A 16299-nucleotide genomic window follows, 5' to 3' on the forward strand; every position below is an offset into this window, starting at 1 on the left:
ACGGCTGCCCGCTTCACTTTGGGCACAAGTCACGGGCACAAGTCACAACAGCCACACGGCATTACTGAATAAACGCCGCCAGCAGGCCGATAACACCACCAAATACGCCCCCCCAAACTACCAGCCAACCTAAATGCTGGCGGATCATCTGCTGAATAATCTGTTTTACCAGTTCCGGGGTTAGCTCAGCCAGTCGTTGCTGCACTATCGTCTCTACCTGATCTCGGATATGCTGTAACTGCTCAGGCTGATCAAGCTGGGCCAGTACCAGCTGGTTAAACTCGTCACTGCGGGAGATATCGGTCAGGGCGGCTTTTAACCGGTCAATAAAGGGCTCTTTCAAAGGCAGCAGCGCAGCACTGCCACCAAACATACCAAGCATGCCACCAAATGATGACTGCTCTACTACTTTTAGCAACGAATCGAATGCTGGCGATAAATCTGCTTTTGCAATGACCGGCTCAAAATCGAACGCCGGCTGCCCTGCCTCGGCGGTCTGGTTACGCTGTCTGGCAGTTAAAAAACGTTCAATGTTATCAGTGCTGAAAAACTGGCTCATTACCAGCTGATAAATGCCTGCCTTAAACTCAGCAAACCGCGCCGGAATAACACCAGAGCCATACAACAGCGGTACTTTTTCAAACAACATATGTACTGCAAGCCAGTTAGTCAGCGCACCTGATAGCGCAAACAAACCTACACTCAGCAGCACTGGCTGTGGCCAGAACCAACCGGCAGCAACGATTATTGCGGCCACGCCGTTGGTAATTAAATTTTTATTCATGCCTGATCTCTGACTAGCGGTTAAACTTCAAGACGCCGATTCTAATCAGCCAGCCAGCACCAGGCAAGGGTACAACGGTTTAAAAAGTATCTTACTGATACTCAGTTATAACCGAGCACCGCGCAGTGGGCCGTATCCAGCTCTCGCTGAGAGGATGCTGTTGCATTACTACTATTATCATTCCATACCAGGCTTAACGCTTTGCGTTCTTGTTGGGTTAAATCAACTGTCTGGTTTTGCTGATAAAAAAACTGTTGTTGTGGCACTTCACTTTGCTTGGAAACACTCATAGCAGACTCCTGCATTACTCAAAACCGCGGCCAGTGGCTATTGACATCAGCTAAGGTTTTAACCATGGCTCTAACCTTCAACACCGCAAATACAGGCTAAGCATAGGTTGAGCAACCTGAGCTTAAGCTGAATTGTGAAAAAAACTTTGGATAAATAAAGTTAATTTGTCACCAGAGCGGAGCTTGGCAATGTTATAGCGCCTGCAGCATCAATCAGCAGCCGCGCGGATAAGCGCAAACGGCTGCAAAACAACTATTCGTGTGCGATAGACTTGTCGGTAAATAAATAATCTTTTAGCTGTTTATCAAACTGCGGATCTCTTCTTCTAATCCATTCCAGCACCATGGCGGCATGCTCTTTTTCTTCATCGCGGTTATGAATAAGTATTTTTTTCAGCTGCTCATCGTTACAGGCATCAACCCGCTGGTTATACCAATCAACGGCCTCCAGCTCTTCCATTAATGAGGTAATAGCCCGGTGCATATCGCGTGTTTCAGCAGTAAGCTCTGCTATAGGTTCATGATAACCTTCGTTTGCCATAAATATCCCCACTGGTAGTACATTAAAAATCTTAGTGTAGATGACAGCAACGGCACTCGCCTGCCAGCTTGCAGTTAAAGAGCTATTTTTCGGTGTTTTGGCGGATGGGTGGGGTATTTATTTTGATAGGGTTGCTGATAATTGGCTAAAACTCAGGGTTTGAACCAAGTCCTCTTCTCGACCGCGTTAAAACAAAAGGCCCACGCAGTAGGCCGAGAGAGAGGGATTACCAGAACCATCCCTGGTTCTGGCCCTTCGGGCCGCACTAAAGTGCGTTCCAACTCGCTCCTGGCGAATTGGTCGAACCTGAGGGTTCGAACCAAATCCTCTTCTCGACCGCGTTAAAACAAAAGGCCCATGCAGTAGGCCGAGAGAGGGATTACCAGAACCATCCCTGGTTCTGGCCCTTCGGGCCGCACTAAAGTGCGTTCCAATTCTCTCCCGGAGAATTGGTCGAACTTAGGGTTCGAACCAAGTCCTCGATCTCTGCCGTGTTAAATGAATGTAAGTGATCTAATAGAGTGAGAAACAGGGAACAAATGAAATTTGGCGGGAATAACTGGGAAGCCAATAGAAATAAGGGTTTGATAAAAAACGGCGAAAAGTAGTCGATACCTACCAGTTAGAGAATTTTGCGGGTACTCATCCCAAACCACCCTACTCCTGAGAACATCACACCAAGCCAACCAGGTTAAAACGAAAATCCCCGCAAAGCCTGTTTAAATATGGGTTAAAGGGTGATGGTCCACTGTTTAAATCGGGCTGAAACTATATCAAGCCGATCCGGCTTTATCTCTGAAAGTCGGATCACCGATCCGACTTAACCAAATTTCGATCCGACTTCCATGCAGGCCAGTGAGTTCATGACATACAGCCAATTCCGTTTCACATTCTCATTTATTAAAGTCGGATCACCTCTTGTACTTCGTGATCCGACTTTCTACAATTAACCACTGTATATTAAACCAGTGTTTAAAAATGCCTACCCTACTTATCAGACACGGATATGGAACCAGGTTCATCAATGAGCGGAGCGTTGAGCATGTGCCGTTGATTAAAAGCAACGGTGAGCATCACTTCGCCAAGTTTGGAAGCTTTGTTGAGTACTCTGAGTCTATAGTCTTGCTGCCGATGGCAGGTATTAAGGAAGTAAAAATTGACAATGTTTGGGGCTATAGTGCGGCAGATGGCTATATTAACGTTTATTACTTTGGCTTAAATGCGATGGCACTTGGCTACTATATGGCAGCAAACGATACTGTATCAATCCCACTGCTTAAAGGGTTCCCACTGGTGTGGTGTGATCTAAAAGTAGCTAATAGCGCAAACAACACGACCAAGAAAAACAATGTTGTCGACCTGTTCAGCGGGAACAGTTAACGGAGTCATGCCAGGATTGTCTGTGGCCAGCATTAATGAGCCCGCAAGCCCGTGATGAACACGCCGCGAAATAGCACCATTACCAATATCAATCACGAATAGTTGTCCATCCTGGACAGCTTTGTCCTCAGTGTTTACCAACATAACTTGGGACGTGGAATCTGTTTGATGCCGCCCATCGAATAGCTTAAGTACTCTAATGTTTATTCCACTAGGCAACAGCGTTTTATCAATCAGTTTTAGATTGTTGCTACCAAGTACCGGTATAGCTTCAACACCCGTAGGACGCGGATCTACTACTTCATATTCGCCGCGTTCGCCGCGAACCTCTTCAACAAACAAATGCTTTTCCTGGGCAATCTGGCCCAGCTTGCCAGCCAGCAACCGCTTATTAATTAAATCCGAAAAGCAATGGCCTGTTTCTATTGCTAGTGCGGCCAGGTAATCGACATCAGGCAAGCGACCATCCATTTCGTACGCTTTAATCGTGTTGACGTGCACGCCGGCTTTATCAGCCATAGCAGGACGAGACAAAGACTTGTCACGAATCAACTTTAAGTAATTGCCAAACTCGTTTGCATCCATGTGAACACCAAAAAAATCAGACACTTTAATGTCTTATTTATCAATTACATAAATCAAATAGGATACTTTAGTATCCTAAACCCCTTGCGCAAGACACTTTAATGTCTTTAATATGTATGCATGACGACATTTTAAAGGACAAAAAAATGGCCGATAAGGACTGGCACAATGCAACAATTATCGCAGAACTTAAGATGCGTGCTAACAAATCACTTCGGCAACTTTCCGAAGAGCACGACTTATCTCCTAACACCCTGGGACAAGCTTTACAACGTCCCTACCCCAATGCTGAACGCATCATTGCTGCAGCTATTGGTGTAGATCCAAAAACTATCTGGCCATCACGATACAACAGCGACGGTACTAGCTCGCGTCGTAAAGGCAAGAGAAGCATATCAAAAAAGCATCCAATTGATATAGCAAAAGAATACGAAGGTGACAAAGAATGATCCAGGCGTTCACTGCAAAACAAATTGCAGCGGCCCTGAACGTCGCTGACAGAACAGTACGTATTCGCGCTAACAAAGAAAAATGGGCGCACGAATTGCGTTCAGGTCGGGGCGGCCAAATCCCGCACTATCTAGTCACAGGCTTACCTGATGATGTGCGAATAGCGCTTATTGCCAAGCCAGTATCAGTGCAGCCAGCCACCGTCAGCGTAGAGCAGAAAGCCAAAGCAGTGGCTACCAACATGATTAACCGGGCTGATCTAACCAACGCCGTTAACCAGGAACGCAAACAAGCATCGCTTACAACCTTTGCCGGCCTTACCGGCCCTGCCAAAGAACGCGCTGAAACAGCCTTTGCCATTTTAACCGCAGCACGCCAGTTCCAAAAAGAAACGGGCTTAACCAAAGTTAAAGCTTGGCGTTTGTTCTGTGAGCAGTACAACAACGGCTTAACGCCGGTACCAGAGCAAGTGTATTTAATAAAGCCTTCCATTGGATTTAGCACATTGACCCGCTGGGAAGCCGACTACGAAAAGAACGGCTTGTCTGCCCTGGCCGGGAATTACGGCAAAAACAAAGGCAACGGCCTTATTGATTCCACGCCGGAAATAAAAACCTTCTGCCTGGCACTGATCCACGAATACCCACACATTAAAGGTGAAGCCCTGCACGATGCGCTGCAAACCGAATTCGGCGGCGAATATACAGTGCCTGCAGCTGCAACCTGCCGTGTCTGGTTAAAGCGTTGGAAAGATGAAAACGAAGAGCTGTTTATGTCGCTGTTCGACCCGAGCGGCTGGCAGAACAAAAGAATGGTGGCCTTTGGTAACAAAGCCTTTGCTGTGTCACGCATAAACCAGCTGTGGGAGTTCGATTCAACGCCAGCCGACGTCATGCTTAAAGATGGTCGCTACAGCATAGTCGGCGTAATCGACGTATTTACCCGCCGTGTTAAATGCATCTTGCGGCCCACATCAAACGCTGCCGCTATCTCTTTACTTATCCGCGAAACCATACTGGATTGGGGCCTGCCGGAAGTGGCTCGCACCGATAACGGTTCAGACTATACCAGCGTCCATATCAGCAGCGTATGGAATGCACTTGGTATTGAGCACGACATTACCAACCCATATTCAGGCTGGGAGAAGCCGTTTATTGAGCGCTTTTTCCGTACATTCAGCCACGGCGTCGCCGAGCTGTGCCAGGGCTACATTGGCCACAATGTAGCCGATAGGCAAAAGATTAATGCCCGTTTAACCTTTGCCGATCGGCTGTTAGAACGCCGTAAAAAAGGCGAGGACAAAATAGCCATTAATGTGGATCTCACTGCCGAGCAATTCGAGACGTTCATTAATCAGTGGGTAAACGACAGCTACCACCACGCAAAACACAGCAAACTCGGCTGCAGCCCGTTTGAGCAGTTTGTTAGCCACCAGCAGCAAATAAAGCGGCTGGACAATCAACACATTCTGGACATTCTGCTGGCACCGGTGCCTGGCAACAAAGGCTACCGCACCATTACAAAATCAGACGGCATCAGCGTCGAAGGCGGCAGCTATGTACATCCCGAATTGGGCGCATACATCGGCGAACGAGTTTATTGCCGCTGGAACCCGAAAGACATCGGCAAAATTTATGTATTCCACGGCCTCAAGCATCACTTTATCTGTGAAGCGGTTAACCCTGAAATAGCCGGCAACGGGCTTGAACTGCAAGACATCGCACTACAGGCGCGGGCCATCCAGCGCAAGCAGCTGCGCGAACGCCGTGCCGAGATTAAAAAAGCCGTTAAACAGCACTCAGTGGGCGATATCGCCCAGCGCATACTTAATGCCAAAACCGAGCAAAACGGCAATCTGGCAGCCATGCCAAAGCGCAGCGAACAGGTATCAACAAACCTAACCCAAGCTGCGCAAGCCGCAATTGAAGCCAGTAAAGCGCCGGTTACCGGTTACACCGAGCAACAGCTAAACGTCTTTGAACAACGCCGCCAGCAACTGGAAGCGTTAGAGCGCAAAGACAATGCCCCGGTGTTCACCAGCGACGCCCATAAGGCCCGCTACCTAACAGAAATGAGCATTACCACCGAGTTACCACCCGTCGAAAAAGCCTGGCTACACGCCTACCGCAGCCGCAGCAAAGTCGCTGCGCGCGTACTCGACGAAATTTTAATGAGCAAAAAAGCCACTAAGTAACGGAGATACACCATGAAAACAGCAGTAGCAAAAACAAAAAATGTGTTAGCCGCATTCGACGCTTACCAGCACCTAAGTGAGGCAGCACTAAACAACACGCCTTCAATTGCCATGTTCACTGGCGAGGCGGGCTTGGGTAAAACAACCGCAGGCAGTTACCTGTTTGTCCAGGCAGACGGTATTCTGGTTCGCTGCTTAAAGTCTGACACCCTGGGCACCTTCCTGGAGCGCCTGGCACAAGAGCTCGGGCTGGAGCAACGTCAGCGCAAAGCAGACATGCTTAAGTTCATCGTGCATGAACTGGCCATTACCGGAAAGCCACTTTTCATTGACGAATGCGACTACATCGCCGAGCGTCAGGACGTACTGGAAACCATCCGCGATATCTACGACCTGGCTAACGTGCCAATCATCCTGATCGGCTATAAGCAGCTACCTAAAAAGGTTAAGCGCTTAGAGCAGCTTTACAGCCGCATTTCCCAGCACATTGAGTTTCAGCCGGCTGACCTGGACGACATAACCACCATGGCCAGCGAGTTGGTAACAGACACCGCCATTCATGCTGACTTATTGGCTGAGCTGCTGCAGGCATCAAAGGGCAACTTCCGCCGCATCCATACCGGGCTAAACACCATTGAGGCATTTGCTCGTTCCAACGCCATGGCCAGCATTAACGCCACCCAGTGGGGCGGCCTGCAATTTTTTCCTAGCGTTAATTAGTAGCGGAATAGCAGTAATGAAAAATAAAACACTCAGCCAGCGCGCCTGGGAGTGGATAGAGCAGCAGCAAGACTTTGGCAGTGCCGAGCTCGCTGCTCACATGGACGTGAGTTTGAAATCAGCGCAGATGGTCATTGCCCATCTGCAGGATCTAAAAGCAATTGCCACCATAAGCACCGGCGTTAAGCCTGTGGTTTATCAGGCAGTAGCCGGAGCAAAACCGCATCTGCCGGGTAAAAACCAAACCGCAGAACGCCCTAAAAGCATCCGACAAAAACTGTGGCAGGCCATGCGGTTTTTAGGCGACTTCACCGTCGCCGACTTGCAGGCCAATGCCGAGTGCAGCCGGGCCAGTGCAGAGCGTTTTCTGTCTGACCTGGTGCGCTACGAGTACGTTTTTATCACCCGCCCACAGCGCCGCAACGCCAGTATGGCACAGCGTAAAGGCTTTTCAGTCCGGTACCGGTTGCTGAAGAACACAGGGCATAAATATCCGGTAATTCGGCCAAGCGGGCTGTACGACCAAAACCTGAAAAAGCTGGTTGAAAAGCCTAAGCGGCCCCTAGCCAAAAAACAGAAGGAACTGAACCATGAAATGGCTTGAACTGCTTGAACAAAAGGTCGCTGAGCTAGGACGCCGCAAGGTAGAGGCGGCGCTGGGCATCAGCAAAACCACAATGAGCCAGGTACTTAATAAAAAGTACCCAGGCAACTTGGAAAACATCGCCGCCAAGGTTACCGAGGCCTACAGCAGCGACAAAGTAACCTGCCCGGTGCTTGGCAGCATTACCGTGCAGCGCTGTGCAACGGAGCAAAGCAAACCCTTCGCAGCCACTAACCCGCAGCGCGTCAAGCTTTGGAAAGCCTGCCAAACCTGCCCCCTTAACAAGGCGAACAAACAATGAGTGAAGCTATTAGTTTTCAGGTAGAGCGTGCCCGCAAGTGGCTGGCCCAGCAAGGTTGCAAGGTGGTTACCGTTCACCACGCTAAAAAGCGTCCGGTCATAAGTATTGATGTTGCTTGCCCCTTACTGCAGCGCACAGCAGTGCAGTTAATCGAAAACAACAACGGCCAGCGCAGCATGCGCTATTCCGCCCGTGTAGGCGAATGCCTTGTCCACTGGCACAGTAATTAAGGAAACCACCATGAACGCACAAAATCCTATTCATGTAACTATCCCTGCCGGCTACTGGCAAGACGCCAAAGGCTCATTAATTCCGGTAGACAAAGTAAAACCTGTAGACCAGGCGCGTGATGCATTAGTTAAAGAACTGATCGCAAAATCAGAAGCGCTTAGCGCCCAGCTGGCAGCATTTAAGCAAGTTGCCTTTGCCGACATTGCTGCCTTTGTCCAGTTATCTGCAGAGCAGTACGACGCTAGCATTGGCGGGAAAAAGGGCAACGTTACGCTGTATAGCTTTGATGGCCAGTACAAAATCGTCAGAGCCATAAACGAAACCATCAGCTTTGACGAGCGCCTGCAGGCCGCTAAGGCACTTATTGATGAATGCCTGAAAGATTGGACGGCGAGCGCGAGCTCAGAGCTTAAAGCCATTGTTAATGGCGCATTCGACGCTGACAAGCAAGGCAATATCAGTACCACCCGCGTGCTTGCCCTGCGCCGGTTAGACATCAAAGACCCGCGCTGGCTTAAGGCCATGACAGCCATTGGCGAGGCCATCCAGGTTGTTGGCAGTAAGGCCTATGTTCGCGTTTATAAGCGTGTAGGCGATACCGACCAGTATCAGCAAATCCCGTTAGATTTAGCGGCGGTGTCGCTATGAACCAGCCAATTCTCTTACCAACAGCTATGCCAACGGCTGAGCAAATCCGTGTCGAAATCGCGGTGGCAATCAGCCTGGCCGAACAGTACGGCACCAACCAGCCAGGTAAAACCTACGAGCAAGGCGTGGCAGACGCCTTGCTGTGGATATTAGGTGGCCAAAAGCCATGCACAGTTGAGGACACTCAGATGGATTTGAATCAGAAAGACGAAAGCATTTTGCAACAGTGGGTAGCCGGCCAGGTTCAGGCCGAAAAAGTGTATGACCACTGGCGGGATGTGCCGTTGGTTGACGGCGAGTATGACAACGAAATGTTGTTAAAAATCTGCCAAGAGTCACCCACCTTTGCCGACATGGTGCGTTCTTCGTTGCACTACCTCGACACGTCAGAAGACAACCACCTGCCCACCTGGCTGGGCAGCTTTAACACTGACAGACCTAAAACCCAGGTGCAGCTGGTCGTAACCCAGCAGCCTGGCCAAACCATTGACGAGGATTAAGCCATGAATAAATCACAACTGATCCAGCAGTTAGCTAACGATGCCGGCTTAACCAAAGCCGGCGCAGAACGCGCCGTAAACAGCCTGCTAAACATCATCACCCTACAGCTGCAGGTTAACAGCCACGTATCCATTCAGGGCTTTGGTACGTTCAGCCCGCGCCAGGCTGCGGCCCGCACCGGCAAGCACCCGGTTACCGGTCAGCCTACCCACCAACCGGCCTGCGTTAAGGCCGTGTTTAAACAATCCCCCCAACTTAAAGACGCCTTAAACCCATAGCGAAACGCCCAATAACGGGGCGTCTGCCGGTGGTGGTTCACCGGTACTGATGAGCAGCCGGAGACACAATGAAAACGATAAGACAAGCCATTAAAGAACTCGGCCCGAACTGGGGCAGCATGTTTGAAGCACTGCACTGGAACAAAATCGAAGGTTACTACTTTGCAAAAGCGGATTACTGCTTAGGTGAGTTTGTATGCTTCCAAGACGAGTACGAAGCGGTAGCCAAAGAAATCTCAACCGACGCTCACAAGCGCAACACTGCTCTGACTGTTGAGCTTAACGAACTGTGCCAGCAACATGGCATAGGCAAAATTGGTGATTCTGTAGTGCCAGCGCTTAGAACATACATCAAAAATATTCAGAGCACGCTAGACCTAACAGAACGCTTGATCCTGAGCGAGATAGGCGACTTTGCTGCAGGCTATGGTTTGATGCTTACAGCTGAGCAGATCCAGGCGCAATTAATGGCGCGGGTTCAACGTGTATTTGCAGACGTTAGGCTGCAGGCAGGTGGCAAATGAACGCGACCAAGCCCAACCAGCGCCGCCAGCTGGTAACCATGATTCATATCGCCCGCACTCAGCTGGGTATGGACGAAGAAAGCTACCGGGCCAACCTGGCCCACTACGCCAACGGCAAAACCAGCAGCACGGCTATGACTATGCCCGAGCTGGAAACCGTGCTGGAAGCATTTAAAAAGCTCGGTTTTAAACCAGCTAAAAAAGCCGTTAAAGGCCGTTTAAGCCCCAGCACTGCTAAAGGCCCGAAGGATGAACGCAGCGCTATCCGTGCGCTGTGGATTTTTATGCACCGCGCCGGCTTTGTTGGCGACGGTAGCGAAACCGCGTTAAACGCCTGGGTTAAGCGTATGACAGCCCAACCTGATGGAACCCCTGGCATTGCCGAGGTGCATTGGCTGCGTGGCGACGATGCTGGCAAGACACTGAACAGCCTTAAACGCTGGGCCCGGCGCTGCCTGTTTGAAGACCTTAAGAAACGTGGCTACCAGCCAGAACCTAGAGACAGTTACAACCAGTTGCTGCAACGCTGGGAACGTATCAACGGAGCTATGTTGTAATGGGAGAAACGCTATGAAGTTAGGCCGCTGCCCGGTTTGCCATTCAAACCTGCACCTGGATCAACTGATTGCCGACGAAGCTGGCCGCCAGTTACTTGGCCAGTTCGCCCGGATGAATTACAAACTGGGCGGCAATATGGTTGCCTACTTGGCGCTATTCCGTCCCACCAAACAAGACTTAAGCAACGCTAAAGCGCTTGGTCTGGTAACAGAAACCCTAGCATTAACTAACAACCATAACGCCCTTGCCGAAGCGTTAGAGCAAACCGTTGCCAGTTTGCAGCAAAGCCGCATTAACGGTACCGGTAAACAGCTAACCAACCATAACTACCTGCGTAAAGTACTTACTGCACGCCTGGGCCAAATTGCCCAGGAAACACCGGTAGGCAGCACAATCGAATACAAAGCCCAAACCGTTACCAACCCTGATGAAGACCGCCGCCTGTTTCAGGAGCGCATGCGCCAACTCGGTGGCAGAGTACATGAGGTGCCAAATGAGTGAACAACAACTTGATGCTTTTGCCCAAAGCGAAGACTTACAACAACTGCTAACAGAGCTGGACAGCTTAAAGCCAGAGGCGCGCAAAGAAATTTTCAACCGCTTGCCGGCAATGCTGCAAAGCCTTGTGGCGCTGTTTGAATCAGAGCTAAAGGGTGCCGTTAAAAACCCTGAGCAGCACGCCCAACGGCTGGTAGTTGAGCTGGCTAATTACTTCGGCGGCATTCAAACATACATCCCGCGCAATGACCGTTTAAAAACCATGTTACGCAACATTGCCATTTACAACGCGCATAACCGTGGCGCGGGCATAAGGGCGTTAACAGAAGAACACCGGCTAACCGAGGTTCAGGTTTACACCATTATCAAAGAACAAACCCTGGCCGAGCGCGCCCGCCGCCAGATCAACCTATTTTAAGGGAATAACCATGTTCGACTTTTTACTAACCCAAACCCTGCGCCACGGCGATTTTGAAAAACAAACCGAGTTTTTAATACCGGGATTTTTGGCTAAAAGCATGATCACCCTGGTGTATGCCGATGGTGGCCAGGGCAAAAGCTGGCTGGCCTTTGCGGTGGCTAAAGCCTGCAGCGGCTTTCAAAATGTGATTTACCTGGATTTTGATAACCCACTAAACGTACTTAAAGACCGGGGCGTTCAAGAAAAGCTGATAAGCCAGCGCAATATTTTCTATGTGCAACGCAGCAAAACAACCATGTCGGCACCTGAAATGCTGGACGAATTAGACGCCAGGGCCAGTGGCAACACCTACGCTAACACCCTGATACTGGTAGATAGCCTACGCAACTTCGGCGATGTTATGAACAACAGCCAAGCCATGGCTATTATGGACAAGTTTATGAACCTGCGCGAAGCCGGCGCCACCATCCTGATCCTGTCCCATGCCAACAAAGACGGCAAGAATTACCAGGGCAGCAACAATATCCGAAACAGCGTCGATAACATGTACCGGCTGAAAAAAGTAGACGAAGCCCCAGGTAAAATTGACTTTGTGCTTACCCCAACCAAAGAGCGCGCCAGCATCCTAGAGTGTGCTTTTAGCGTCAGGGTAGCCGACTTTAGCCTTAACGGAATTGACGTCGAAGCCGCCCGCATGAGTGCCGACGAATTAGACTTTATCAGCCGCGCCCAGGCTGCAATTACCGAACAACCCGGCATCAACAAAAAGGCCCTGCTGGAGCTGCTTGGCTTTGAGCAAGACGACAAAACCGCCCGCAACAAGCTGGATGCCGGCGAAGGCAAACACTGGCAAAGCAGCAAAGTTAAGGGCGTTTACACCTACCAGCTAATGCCAGATCCAATTGCTACCAGCGTTACAAGCCCCACGCATTAACCCTGTTGTAGCACTTGTAGCTGTTGTAAGCCCCGTTTATGCGGGGCTTTTTATTTGCAGAAATAAAGGCTAGTATTTTACCCGCAATTTACATAAGGATTAAAAAATGAAACGGATAATGCTGGTAGTCATAGTTGTATTAATAGCTTTTTACTTTGTGCCAGTCACAGTAACTGGCAGCGTGTATGTGGTTACCAACGGGATGGCAACTGTGCCTATGCCGCTGACCAAAGTCAAAGTGTTTGACGCCGACGAGTTTAATAAAGCCCTTGAGTTCAAAAAGCTGGATTACATCACCAACTGCAGCCAGCTACCTTCGCCTAATGAAATGACTCAACTGGAGTTAACTGCGATACAGGATGGACCTGCCGCAATCAACCAATTTTTAGAGTACCGCAAGCAAACAGAAGCCTGCTCAACTGCAAGCTTTTTATCCTCCGCAGAATACCTCACCCCAATTGAAACCGTAGTTACTGACAAAGACGGTAAATTTGAGCTAAACGTCAACCGCTTCGGTAAGGTGGTATTGGTTGCAGATGGTAAACGTTTAGTGGCGAGTGGAGAGGAAACCTATACTTGGTTGGGTCGGTTCGCCCCCTCTCTCGCAAGCTTTTCAGCAAAGCTAGATCTAACTAATAACAATGAGATAAGTTCAACGACTATAGTTGACATCGAATTGTAATTCACTGATTAAGCAGCTCGTAATCCAAAGCTCCAGTGTTAGTCGTTAATAACAGTTGCCTTATAAACCGTCTCAGGAAATTAAATGAACAAAATTGAATTGGAAGAAGTACCGTTAAACACTATTTTGATTTCTGTTGCAACGATTGTTTTTATCACGATCGGACTGTATATGGCTAAATGGGGAATAGGGTTTTATGAGAGTGTTGAAAAATGGGGGCAACTTGGTGATTTTTTTGGTGGTATTCTTAACCCTATCATTGGTCTCGCAGGCATACTCCTATTAGCGTTTACCCTTAGACAAAACCAAATTGCCCTCCGAATGACCGCAGAGGAATTAGCTCAATCGAGAGTACAACTATCCTATTCTGCTGATGCTTTGCAGAAGCAGGAATCGCATATGAAACTCGAAAGTGCGGAACGTACCGTAGTATATATTTGCAATGAAATTGAGAAAGAATATAACTACGAAGATCCTCCCATTCAATTTGGTGATAGAACAATTTCAGCCGGTAGAAGCCTTCTAAAAACTGCAAGAAGCCTATTCGATGGGACGCTCGATTGGAATGCTGACAAACCAAAAACTATTATGGGGAGATTTAGTGATAAATTTGGTAAATCGTTGGTGTTGTTAATGATGCTTGCAAAGGCAACGTATAACAAAGATAAGGATATTAAAAAACATCTATACTTGGTAATGGCCTGTAAACTGGATATGCAGTTTCTCTGCGTTGCTTATTCTGAGATAGTTAAATTAGGAAAACAGGAAAAATGGGTGTACACCCCTGAACAGCTAGAGTTCATATTAGAACTAATTTTAGAAATATCTAAGTTAACCAGGTTTGATTTAAATGATCATCGTATTGTTAAACACTTTACCGAATAATAGCAAAACGCTTTAATCCAGCTTAGCCCAGCCCCCACGCGATACTGACAGCACACCTTAGCTGTCTGTGTCGCGTTCATGCAAACACCATCACTTAATACTTATTCAATAGCCTTTCAGCATGCCGTTGCTTTTGTCCTGGCAAAGGAAGGCGGCTACGTTTGTCATGTAAATGATCCAGGCGGTGAAACCAATTTCGGTATATCGAAGAGGGCTTACCCGCGTGAAGATATCCTCCAACTTACTCCGCAGCGCGCTGCTTTCCTTTACCATCGTGACTATTGGCGAGCTGCCCGCTGCCACGAATTACCTACAGGAATTGCCCTGGCCGTATTTGACAGCGCCGTGCAGCATGGCCCCGCCACCGCCGCCAGGTTGTTGCAAGAAATACTCGGCCTTGTCACAGACGGCATCATCGGTTCCAAAACCATTCAAGCCGCGAGACTCGCCGACACCGAATGGCTTATTGCCCGCTATGTTCTTCGCCGGGCCAGGCTATACGCACGCATTCAGGCTAAAGACTCAGCGCAAAGCGTGTTTATCGAAGGGTGGTTTAACCGGCTGCGCGACCTTACCAACGAATGCTGGCAAGTTGGTTACGCCGGCGCGGGGGCCACCTATGGGCGCTAACTGGGATTGGTCACAAAATCAGGGCAAACAGCGCCGGCTTGAAGCCGAAGTACTGGCCCACAAAGCTGGTACCAAATGCAGCCCGCCACCGCTGCACAGCCATGACGGCACCATGCAGGTGCTGTTTGAACAAGGCTGGCATTCTGTAACACCTGCGGAAATTCACCGCGCTATTAACCCACCCCCGCCAAATATCGGCGATGCGCTGCGACATAACCACAAGCTGCGCGAACTACTAAGGATCAACTCATGAGCTTATCGCTATTAGCCAGCGCACTTTTAACCCTGGGGCCTGACGCCATTAAGTTTATTGGTACCAAGCTTGGTAAAAGCAAAGTGGCCGACCTTGCTGCCGATGTGGTAACAGTAGTTGGCAATAACTACGTTAACCCCGAGGCGCAACAAGTGGCGCTGGTGCAAAACCTAAAGCACTTTAACGCCGACGAGCTTGACGAACTTTTGAGCATGCGTGTCACCCTGGAGCAAGAGGCAACCAAGCGCCACCAGGCCACCCAGGGCACTATTCAGAACGGCGACAATTCTAAGGACGAATATGTAAGACAAACCCGGCCGTTAATCGCCCGGCTGTCTATGTATGCCAGCGTGCTGTATGCAATTGGATTTGAAGGGCTAAAGGCTGCTGGCATCGGCGATGGTGCCAGCTTTGAGGTTCTACTCTGGCTGTTTTCCCCTGCTCTTACTTACATGGGCCTGCGCACTATCGACGGCTTTGCCCCTTATTCAAAATCGTCTGGCGATAAAACGGCCGGCGCGATATCAGCATTCATTAAACGGAAGTAGTACATGCCGGACTTAATCGACAGAGCTGCCGAGTTAGAGCAGCGCCAACGCGACCAAGCGCTCAAAGCCGCACTAAGTCGCCCAGCTGAAAAGCCACGCCAGGACGAACACGGCCGCTACTGCATAGCATGCGGCACTGATATCCCCGCTTTGCGGTTGGAGAAAGTACCCCATGCAGTGCGCTGCATTGATTGCCAGAGCCTGGCTGAACACAAGGAAAGGCAGATATATGGATAACTGGAACTACACAGAGCTTAAGTTCTGGTTCGATGTGCTGCAGTGGTTAATCACCATCGGCCTTGGTTTATGGGTGTGGATTAGCCGGGCCCCGCGCGAAAACAAACTGGCCATCGCCGAGCTGGAAACCCGGCTTAAAAAAAGCGAAGCCGAGCAGGAGAAACTGCAGGTGCGGCTGGAATACCTTCCCACTAAGGAGGAACTGCACCAGATGGGAAAAGAATTAAGCAGCTTGGCTTCAAAGCTGGACAGCTCAGCCGGCCGCATGAAAGCAATAGAAAACAAGCTCGACTTGCTGATCGAAAATGAATTAAGGGGAAACCATGCTCGCTGAATTAATGAGAGAACACCAACGCCTGGTTATTCTGCGGCTGCTGTCAGAGGATTCAGGCTACGACTTAAACGAGTCAATTTTACATGATGGTATCAACGCCATGGGCCTAGATATTAGCCGTGACGGCTTACGTACCCAGTTAGCATGGTTAGCTGAACAAGGGCTAATTACCTTATCAGCCATTGGCAACATTCAATTAGCACACCTTACCAGCCGGGGCTTAGACGTCGCTACTGGCCGCGCCCGAGTGCCAGGAATCAAACGCCCTTCACCCACCAACTGAGGCCC

At 49.5% G+C, this 16299-nt stretch carries 26 protein-coding genes and 1 other RNA gene; 23 read left to right on the plus strand and 4 right to left on the minus strand.

From position 1 onward, the window contains the following. Positions 1–61 precede the first annotated feature (61 nt). The 4 genes from R3187_RS01455 to R3187_RS01470 all read right to left on the minus strand — a co-directional run bounded on the left by R3187_RS01455 (position 62) and on the right by R3187_RS01470 (position 3604). Positions 62–784 (minus strand): DUF445 domain-containing protein, encoded by a 723-nt coding sequence (locus R3187_RS01455; protein ID WP_318964920.1) that lies wholly within the window; start codon positions 782–784, stop codon positions 62–64. 101 nt (positions 785–885) lie between these two features. Then, on the minus strand, positions 886–1074 hold the full coding sequence (locus tag R3187_RS01460; protein ID WP_318964921.1) for a hypothetical protein: 189 nt from the start codon (positions 1072–1074) through the stop codon (positions 886–888). A gap of 253 nt (positions 1075–1327) precedes the next feature. Then, positions 1328–1615 carry a ferritin-like domain-containing protein gene (locus R3187_RS01465; RefSeq protein ID WP_318964922.1) on the minus strand — a complete coding sequence of 96 codons (288 nt, stop codon included), beginning with the start codon at positions 1613–1615 and terminating at the stop codon, positions 1328–1330. Between the two features lie 1305 nt (positions 1616–2920). Continuing rightward, a complete protein-coding gene (locus R3187_RS01470) occupies positions 2921–3604 on the minus strand; it encodes an XRE family transcriptional regulator (protein WP_318964923.1) in 684 nt (227 codons plus the stop codon). A 122-nt stretch (positions 3605–3726) separates the two neighbouring features. Between R3187_RS01470 and R3187_RS01475 the strand changes: the two genes are divergently transcribed. The 23 genes from R3187_RS01475 (at position 3727) to R3187_RS01580 (ending at position 16294) form a co-directional block, all read left to right on the plus strand. Continuing rightward, entirely contained in the window at positions 3727–4029 is a 303-nt protein-coding gene (locus tag R3187_RS01475; protein WP_318964924.1) for a helix-turn-helix transcriptional regulator, read from the plus strand. Beyond that, positions 4026–6224 carry a Mu transposase C-terminal domain-containing protein gene (locus R3187_RS01480; RefSeq protein ID WP_318964925.1) on the plus strand — a complete coding sequence of 733 codons (2199 nt, stop codon included), beginning with the start codon at positions 4026–4028 and terminating at the stop codon, positions 6222–6224. Before R3187_RS01475 ends, R3187_RS01480 begins: the two co-directional genes overlap by 4 nt. A 12-nt stretch (positions 6225–6236) precedes the next feature. Then, entirely contained in the window at positions 6237–6944 is a 708-nt protein-coding gene (locus tag R3187_RS01485) for an ATP-binding protein (RefSeq protein ID WP_318964926.1), read from the plus strand. Between the two features lie 16 nt (positions 6945–6960). Beyond that, entirely contained in the window at positions 6961–7548 is a 588-nt protein-coding gene (locus tag R3187_RS01490) for a hypothetical protein (RefSeq protein ID WP_318964927.1), read from the plus strand. Further along, complete coding sequence (locus R3187_RS01495; protein WP_318964928.1) at positions 7535–7849, plus strand: hypothetical protein; 315 nt, start codon at positions 7535–7537, stop codon at positions 7847–7849. The genes R3187_RS01490 and R3187_RS01495 overlap by 14 nt, the downstream gene beginning before the upstream one ends. Further along, positions 7846–8079, plus strand: coding sequence for a hypothetical protein (locus tag R3187_RS01500; protein ID WP_318964929.1), 234 nt, complete (start codon positions 7846–7848; stop codon positions 8077–8079). The genes R3187_RS01495 and R3187_RS01500 overlap by 4 nt, the downstream gene beginning before the upstream one ends. 10 nt (positions 8080–8089) lie before the next feature. Further along, complete coding sequence (locus R3187_RS01505) at positions 8090–8728, plus strand: DUF3164 family protein (RefSeq protein ID WP_318964930.1); 639 nt, start codon at positions 8090–8092, stop codon at positions 8726–8728. Next, complete coding sequence (locus R3187_RS01510) at positions 8725–9228, plus strand: hypothetical protein (protein WP_318964931.1); 504 nt, start codon at positions 8725–8727, stop codon at positions 9226–9228. The genes R3187_RS01505 and R3187_RS01510 overlap by 4 nt, the downstream gene beginning before the upstream one ends. A gap of 3 nt (positions 9229–9231) precedes the next feature. After that, positions 9232–9507 (plus strand): HU family DNA-binding protein, encoded by a 276-nt coding sequence (locus R3187_RS01515; RefSeq protein WP_318964932.1) that lies wholly within the window; start codon positions 9232–9234, stop codon positions 9505–9507. Further along, positions 9505–9570, plus strand: an RNA gene (locus R3187_RS01520) — hammerhead ribozyme type II. Before R3187_RS01515 ends, R3187_RS01520 begins: the two co-directional genes overlap by 3 nt. A gap of 5 nt (positions 9571–9575) precedes the next feature. Next, positions 9576–10031 (plus strand): hypothetical protein, encoded by a 456-nt coding sequence (locus R3187_RS01525; RefSeq protein WP_318964933.1) that lies wholly within the window; start codon positions 9576–9578, stop codon positions 10029–10031. Then, the gene (locus tag R3187_RS01530) at positions 10028–10588 is read left to right on the plus strand and encodes a regulatory protein GemA (RefSeq protein WP_318964934.1); all 561 of its coding nucleotides are present in this window, start codon (positions 10028–10030) and stop codon (positions 10586–10588) included. The genes R3187_RS01525 and R3187_RS01530 overlap by 4 nt, the downstream gene beginning before the upstream one ends. Positions 10589–10601: 13 nt before the next feature. Beyond that, complete coding sequence (locus R3187_RS01535) at positions 10602–11090, plus strand: hypothetical protein (protein WP_318964935.1); 489 nt, start codon at positions 10602–10604, stop codon at positions 11088–11090. Beyond that, complete coding sequence (locus R3187_RS01540; protein WP_318964936.1) at positions 11083–11505, plus strand: Mor transcription activator family protein; 423 nt, start codon at positions 11083–11085, stop codon at positions 11503–11505. The genes R3187_RS01535 and R3187_RS01540 overlap by 8 nt, the downstream gene beginning before the upstream one ends. Positions 11506–11515: 10 nt before the next feature. After that, positions 11516–12442, plus strand: coding sequence for an AAA family ATPase (locus tag R3187_RS01545; protein WP_318964937.1), 927 nt, complete (start codon positions 11516–11518; stop codon positions 12440–12442). Between the two features lie 106 nt (positions 12443–12548). Beyond that, entirely contained in the window at positions 12549–13124 is a 576-nt protein-coding gene (locus tag R3187_RS01550; RefSeq protein WP_318964938.1) for a hypothetical protein, read from the plus strand. 84 nt (positions 13125–13208) lie between these two features. Further along, positions 13209–14009, plus strand: coding sequence for a hypothetical protein (locus R3187_RS01555; protein ID WP_318964939.1), 801 nt, complete (start codon positions 13209–13211; stop codon positions 14007–14009). A gap of 78 nt (positions 14010–14087) precedes the next feature. Beyond that, a complete protein-coding gene (locus R3187_RS01560; protein ID WP_318964940.1) occupies positions 14088–14639 on the plus strand; it encodes a glycoside hydrolase family 108 protein in 552 nt (183 codons plus the stop codon). After that, positions 14629–14892: a hypothetical protein gene (locus R3187_RS01565; protein ID WP_318964941.1), complete on the plus strand. Its 264-nt coding sequence runs from the start codon at positions 14629–14631 to the stop codon at positions 14890–14892. Before R3187_RS01560 ends, R3187_RS01565 begins: the two co-directional genes overlap by 11 nt. Then, on the plus strand, positions 14889–15440 hold the full coding sequence (locus R3187_RS01570; RefSeq protein WP_318964942.1) for a hypothetical protein: 552 nt from the start codon (positions 14889–14891) through the stop codon (positions 15438–15440). The genes R3187_RS01565 and R3187_RS01570 overlap by 4 nt, the downstream gene beginning before the upstream one ends. A 3-nt stretch (positions 15441–15443) precedes the next feature. After that, positions 15444–15677 (plus strand): TraR/DksA C4-type zinc finger protein, encoded by a 234-nt coding sequence (locus R3187_RS18785; protein WP_413229006.1) that lies wholly within the window; start codon positions 15444–15446, stop codon positions 15675–15677. Further along, positions 15670–16011 (plus strand): DUF2730 family protein, encoded by a 342-nt coding sequence (locus tag R3187_RS01575; protein ID WP_318964943.1) that lies wholly within the window; start codon positions 15670–15672, stop codon positions 16009–16011. Before R3187_RS18785 ends, R3187_RS01575 begins: the two co-directional genes overlap by 8 nt. 4 nt (positions 16012–16015) lie before the next feature. Then, positions 16016–16294 carry a hypothetical protein gene (locus tag R3187_RS01580; protein WP_318964944.1) on the plus strand — a complete coding sequence of 93 codons (279 nt, stop codon included), beginning with the start codon at positions 16016–16018 and terminating at the stop codon, positions 16292–16294. Positions 16295–16299 lie beyond the last annotated feature (5 nt).

This window comes from Arsukibacterium sp., from assembly GCF_033721375.1.
Lineage (GTDB): Bacteria > Pseudomonadota > Gammaproteobacteria > Enterobacterales > Alteromonadaceae > Alishewanella.

Coding starts and splice junctions, on each gene's coding strand:
- R3187_RS01535 (WP_318964935.1), top strand. CDS start 10,602: ATGAAGTTAGGCCGCTGCCCGGTTTGCCATTCAAACCTGCACCTGGAT.
- R3187_RS01530 (WP_318964934.1), top strand. CDS start 10,028: ATGAACGCGACCAAGCCCAACCAGCGCCGCCAGCTGGTAACCATGATT.
- R3187_RS01560 (WP_318964940.1), top strand. CDS start 14,088: ATGCAAACACCATCACTTAATACTTATTCAATAGCCTTTCAGCATGCC.
- R3187_RS01490 (WP_318964927.1), top strand. CDS start 6,961: ATGAAAAATAAAACACTCAGCCAGCGCGCCTGGGAGTGGATAGAGCAG.
- R3187_RS01545 (WP_318964937.1), top strand. CDS start 11,516: ATGTTCGACTTTTTACTAACCCAAACCCTGCGCCACGGCGATTTTGAA.
- R3187_RS01540 (WP_318964936.1), top strand. CDS start 11,083: ATGAGTGAACAACAACTTGATGCTTTTGCCCAAAGCGAAGACTTACAA.
- R3187_RS18785 (WP_413229006.1), top strand. CDS start 15,444: ATGCCGGACTTAATCGACAGAGCTGCCGAGTTAGAGCAGCGCCAACGC.
- R3187_RS01515 (WP_318964932.1), top strand. CDS start 9,232: ATGAATAAATCACAACTGATCCAGCAGTTAGCTAACGATGCCGGCTTA.
- R3187_RS01460 (WP_318964921.1), bottom strand. CDS start 1,074: ATGAGTGTTTCCAAGCAAAGTGAAGTGCCACAACAACAGTTTTTTTAT.
- R3187_RS01480 (WP_318964925.1), top strand. CDS start 4,026: ATGATCCAGGCGTTCACTGCAAAACAAATTGCAGCGGCCCTGAACGTC.
- R3187_RS01455 (WP_318964920.1), bottom strand. CDS start 784: ATGAATAAAAATTTAATTACCAACGGCGTGGCCGCAATAATCGTTGCT.
- R3187_RS01485 (WP_318964926.1), top strand. CDS start 6,237: ATGAAAACAGCAGTAGCAAAAACAAAAAATGTGTTAGCCGCATTCGAC.
- R3187_RS01500 (WP_318964929.1), top strand. CDS start 7,846: ATGAGTGAAGCTATTAGTTTTCAGGTAGAGCGTGCCCGCAAGTGGCTG.
- R3187_RS01465 (WP_318964922.1), bottom strand. CDS start 1,615: ATGGCAAACGAAGGTTATCATGAACCTATAGCAGAGCTTACTGCTGAA.
- R3187_RS01510 (WP_318964931.1), top strand. CDS start 8,725: ATGAACCAGCCAATTCTCTTACCAACAGCTATGCCAACGGCTGAGCAA.
- R3187_RS01565 (WP_318964941.1), top strand. CDS start 14,629: ATGGGCGCTAACTGGGATTGGTCACAAAATCAGGGCAAACAGCGCCGG.
- R3187_RS01555 (WP_318964939.1), top strand. CDS start 13,209: ATGAACAAAATTGAATTGGAAGAAGTACCGTTAAACACTATTTTGATT.
- R3187_RS01575 (WP_318964943.1), top strand. CDS start 15,670: ATGGATAACTGGAACTACACAGAGCTTAAGTTCTGGTTCGATGTGCTG.
- R3187_RS01550 (WP_318964938.1), top strand. CDS start 12,549: ATGAAACGGATAATGCTGGTAGTCATAGTTGTATTAATAGCTTTTTAC.
- R3187_RS01505 (WP_318964930.1), top strand. CDS start 8,090: ATGAACGCACAAAATCCTATTCATGTAACTATCCCTGCCGGCTACTGG.
- R3187_RS01475 (WP_318964924.1), top strand. CDS start 3,727: ATGGCCGATAAGGACTGGCACAATGCAACAATTATCGCAGAACTTAAG.
- R3187_RS01570 (WP_318964942.1), top strand. CDS start 14,889: ATGAGCTTATCGCTATTAGCCAGCGCACTTTTAACCCTGGGGCCTGAC.
- R3187_RS01525 (WP_318964933.1), top strand. CDS start 9,576: ATGAAAACGATAAGACAAGCCATTAAAGAACTCGGCCCGAACTGGGGC.
- R3187_RS01580 (WP_318964944.1), top strand. CDS start 16,016: ATGAGAGAACACCAACGCCTGGTTATTCTGCGGCTGCTGTCAGAGGAT.
- R3187_RS01495 (WP_318964928.1), top strand. CDS start 7,535: ATGAAATGGCTTGAACTGCTTGAACAAAAGGTCGCTGAGCTAGGACGC.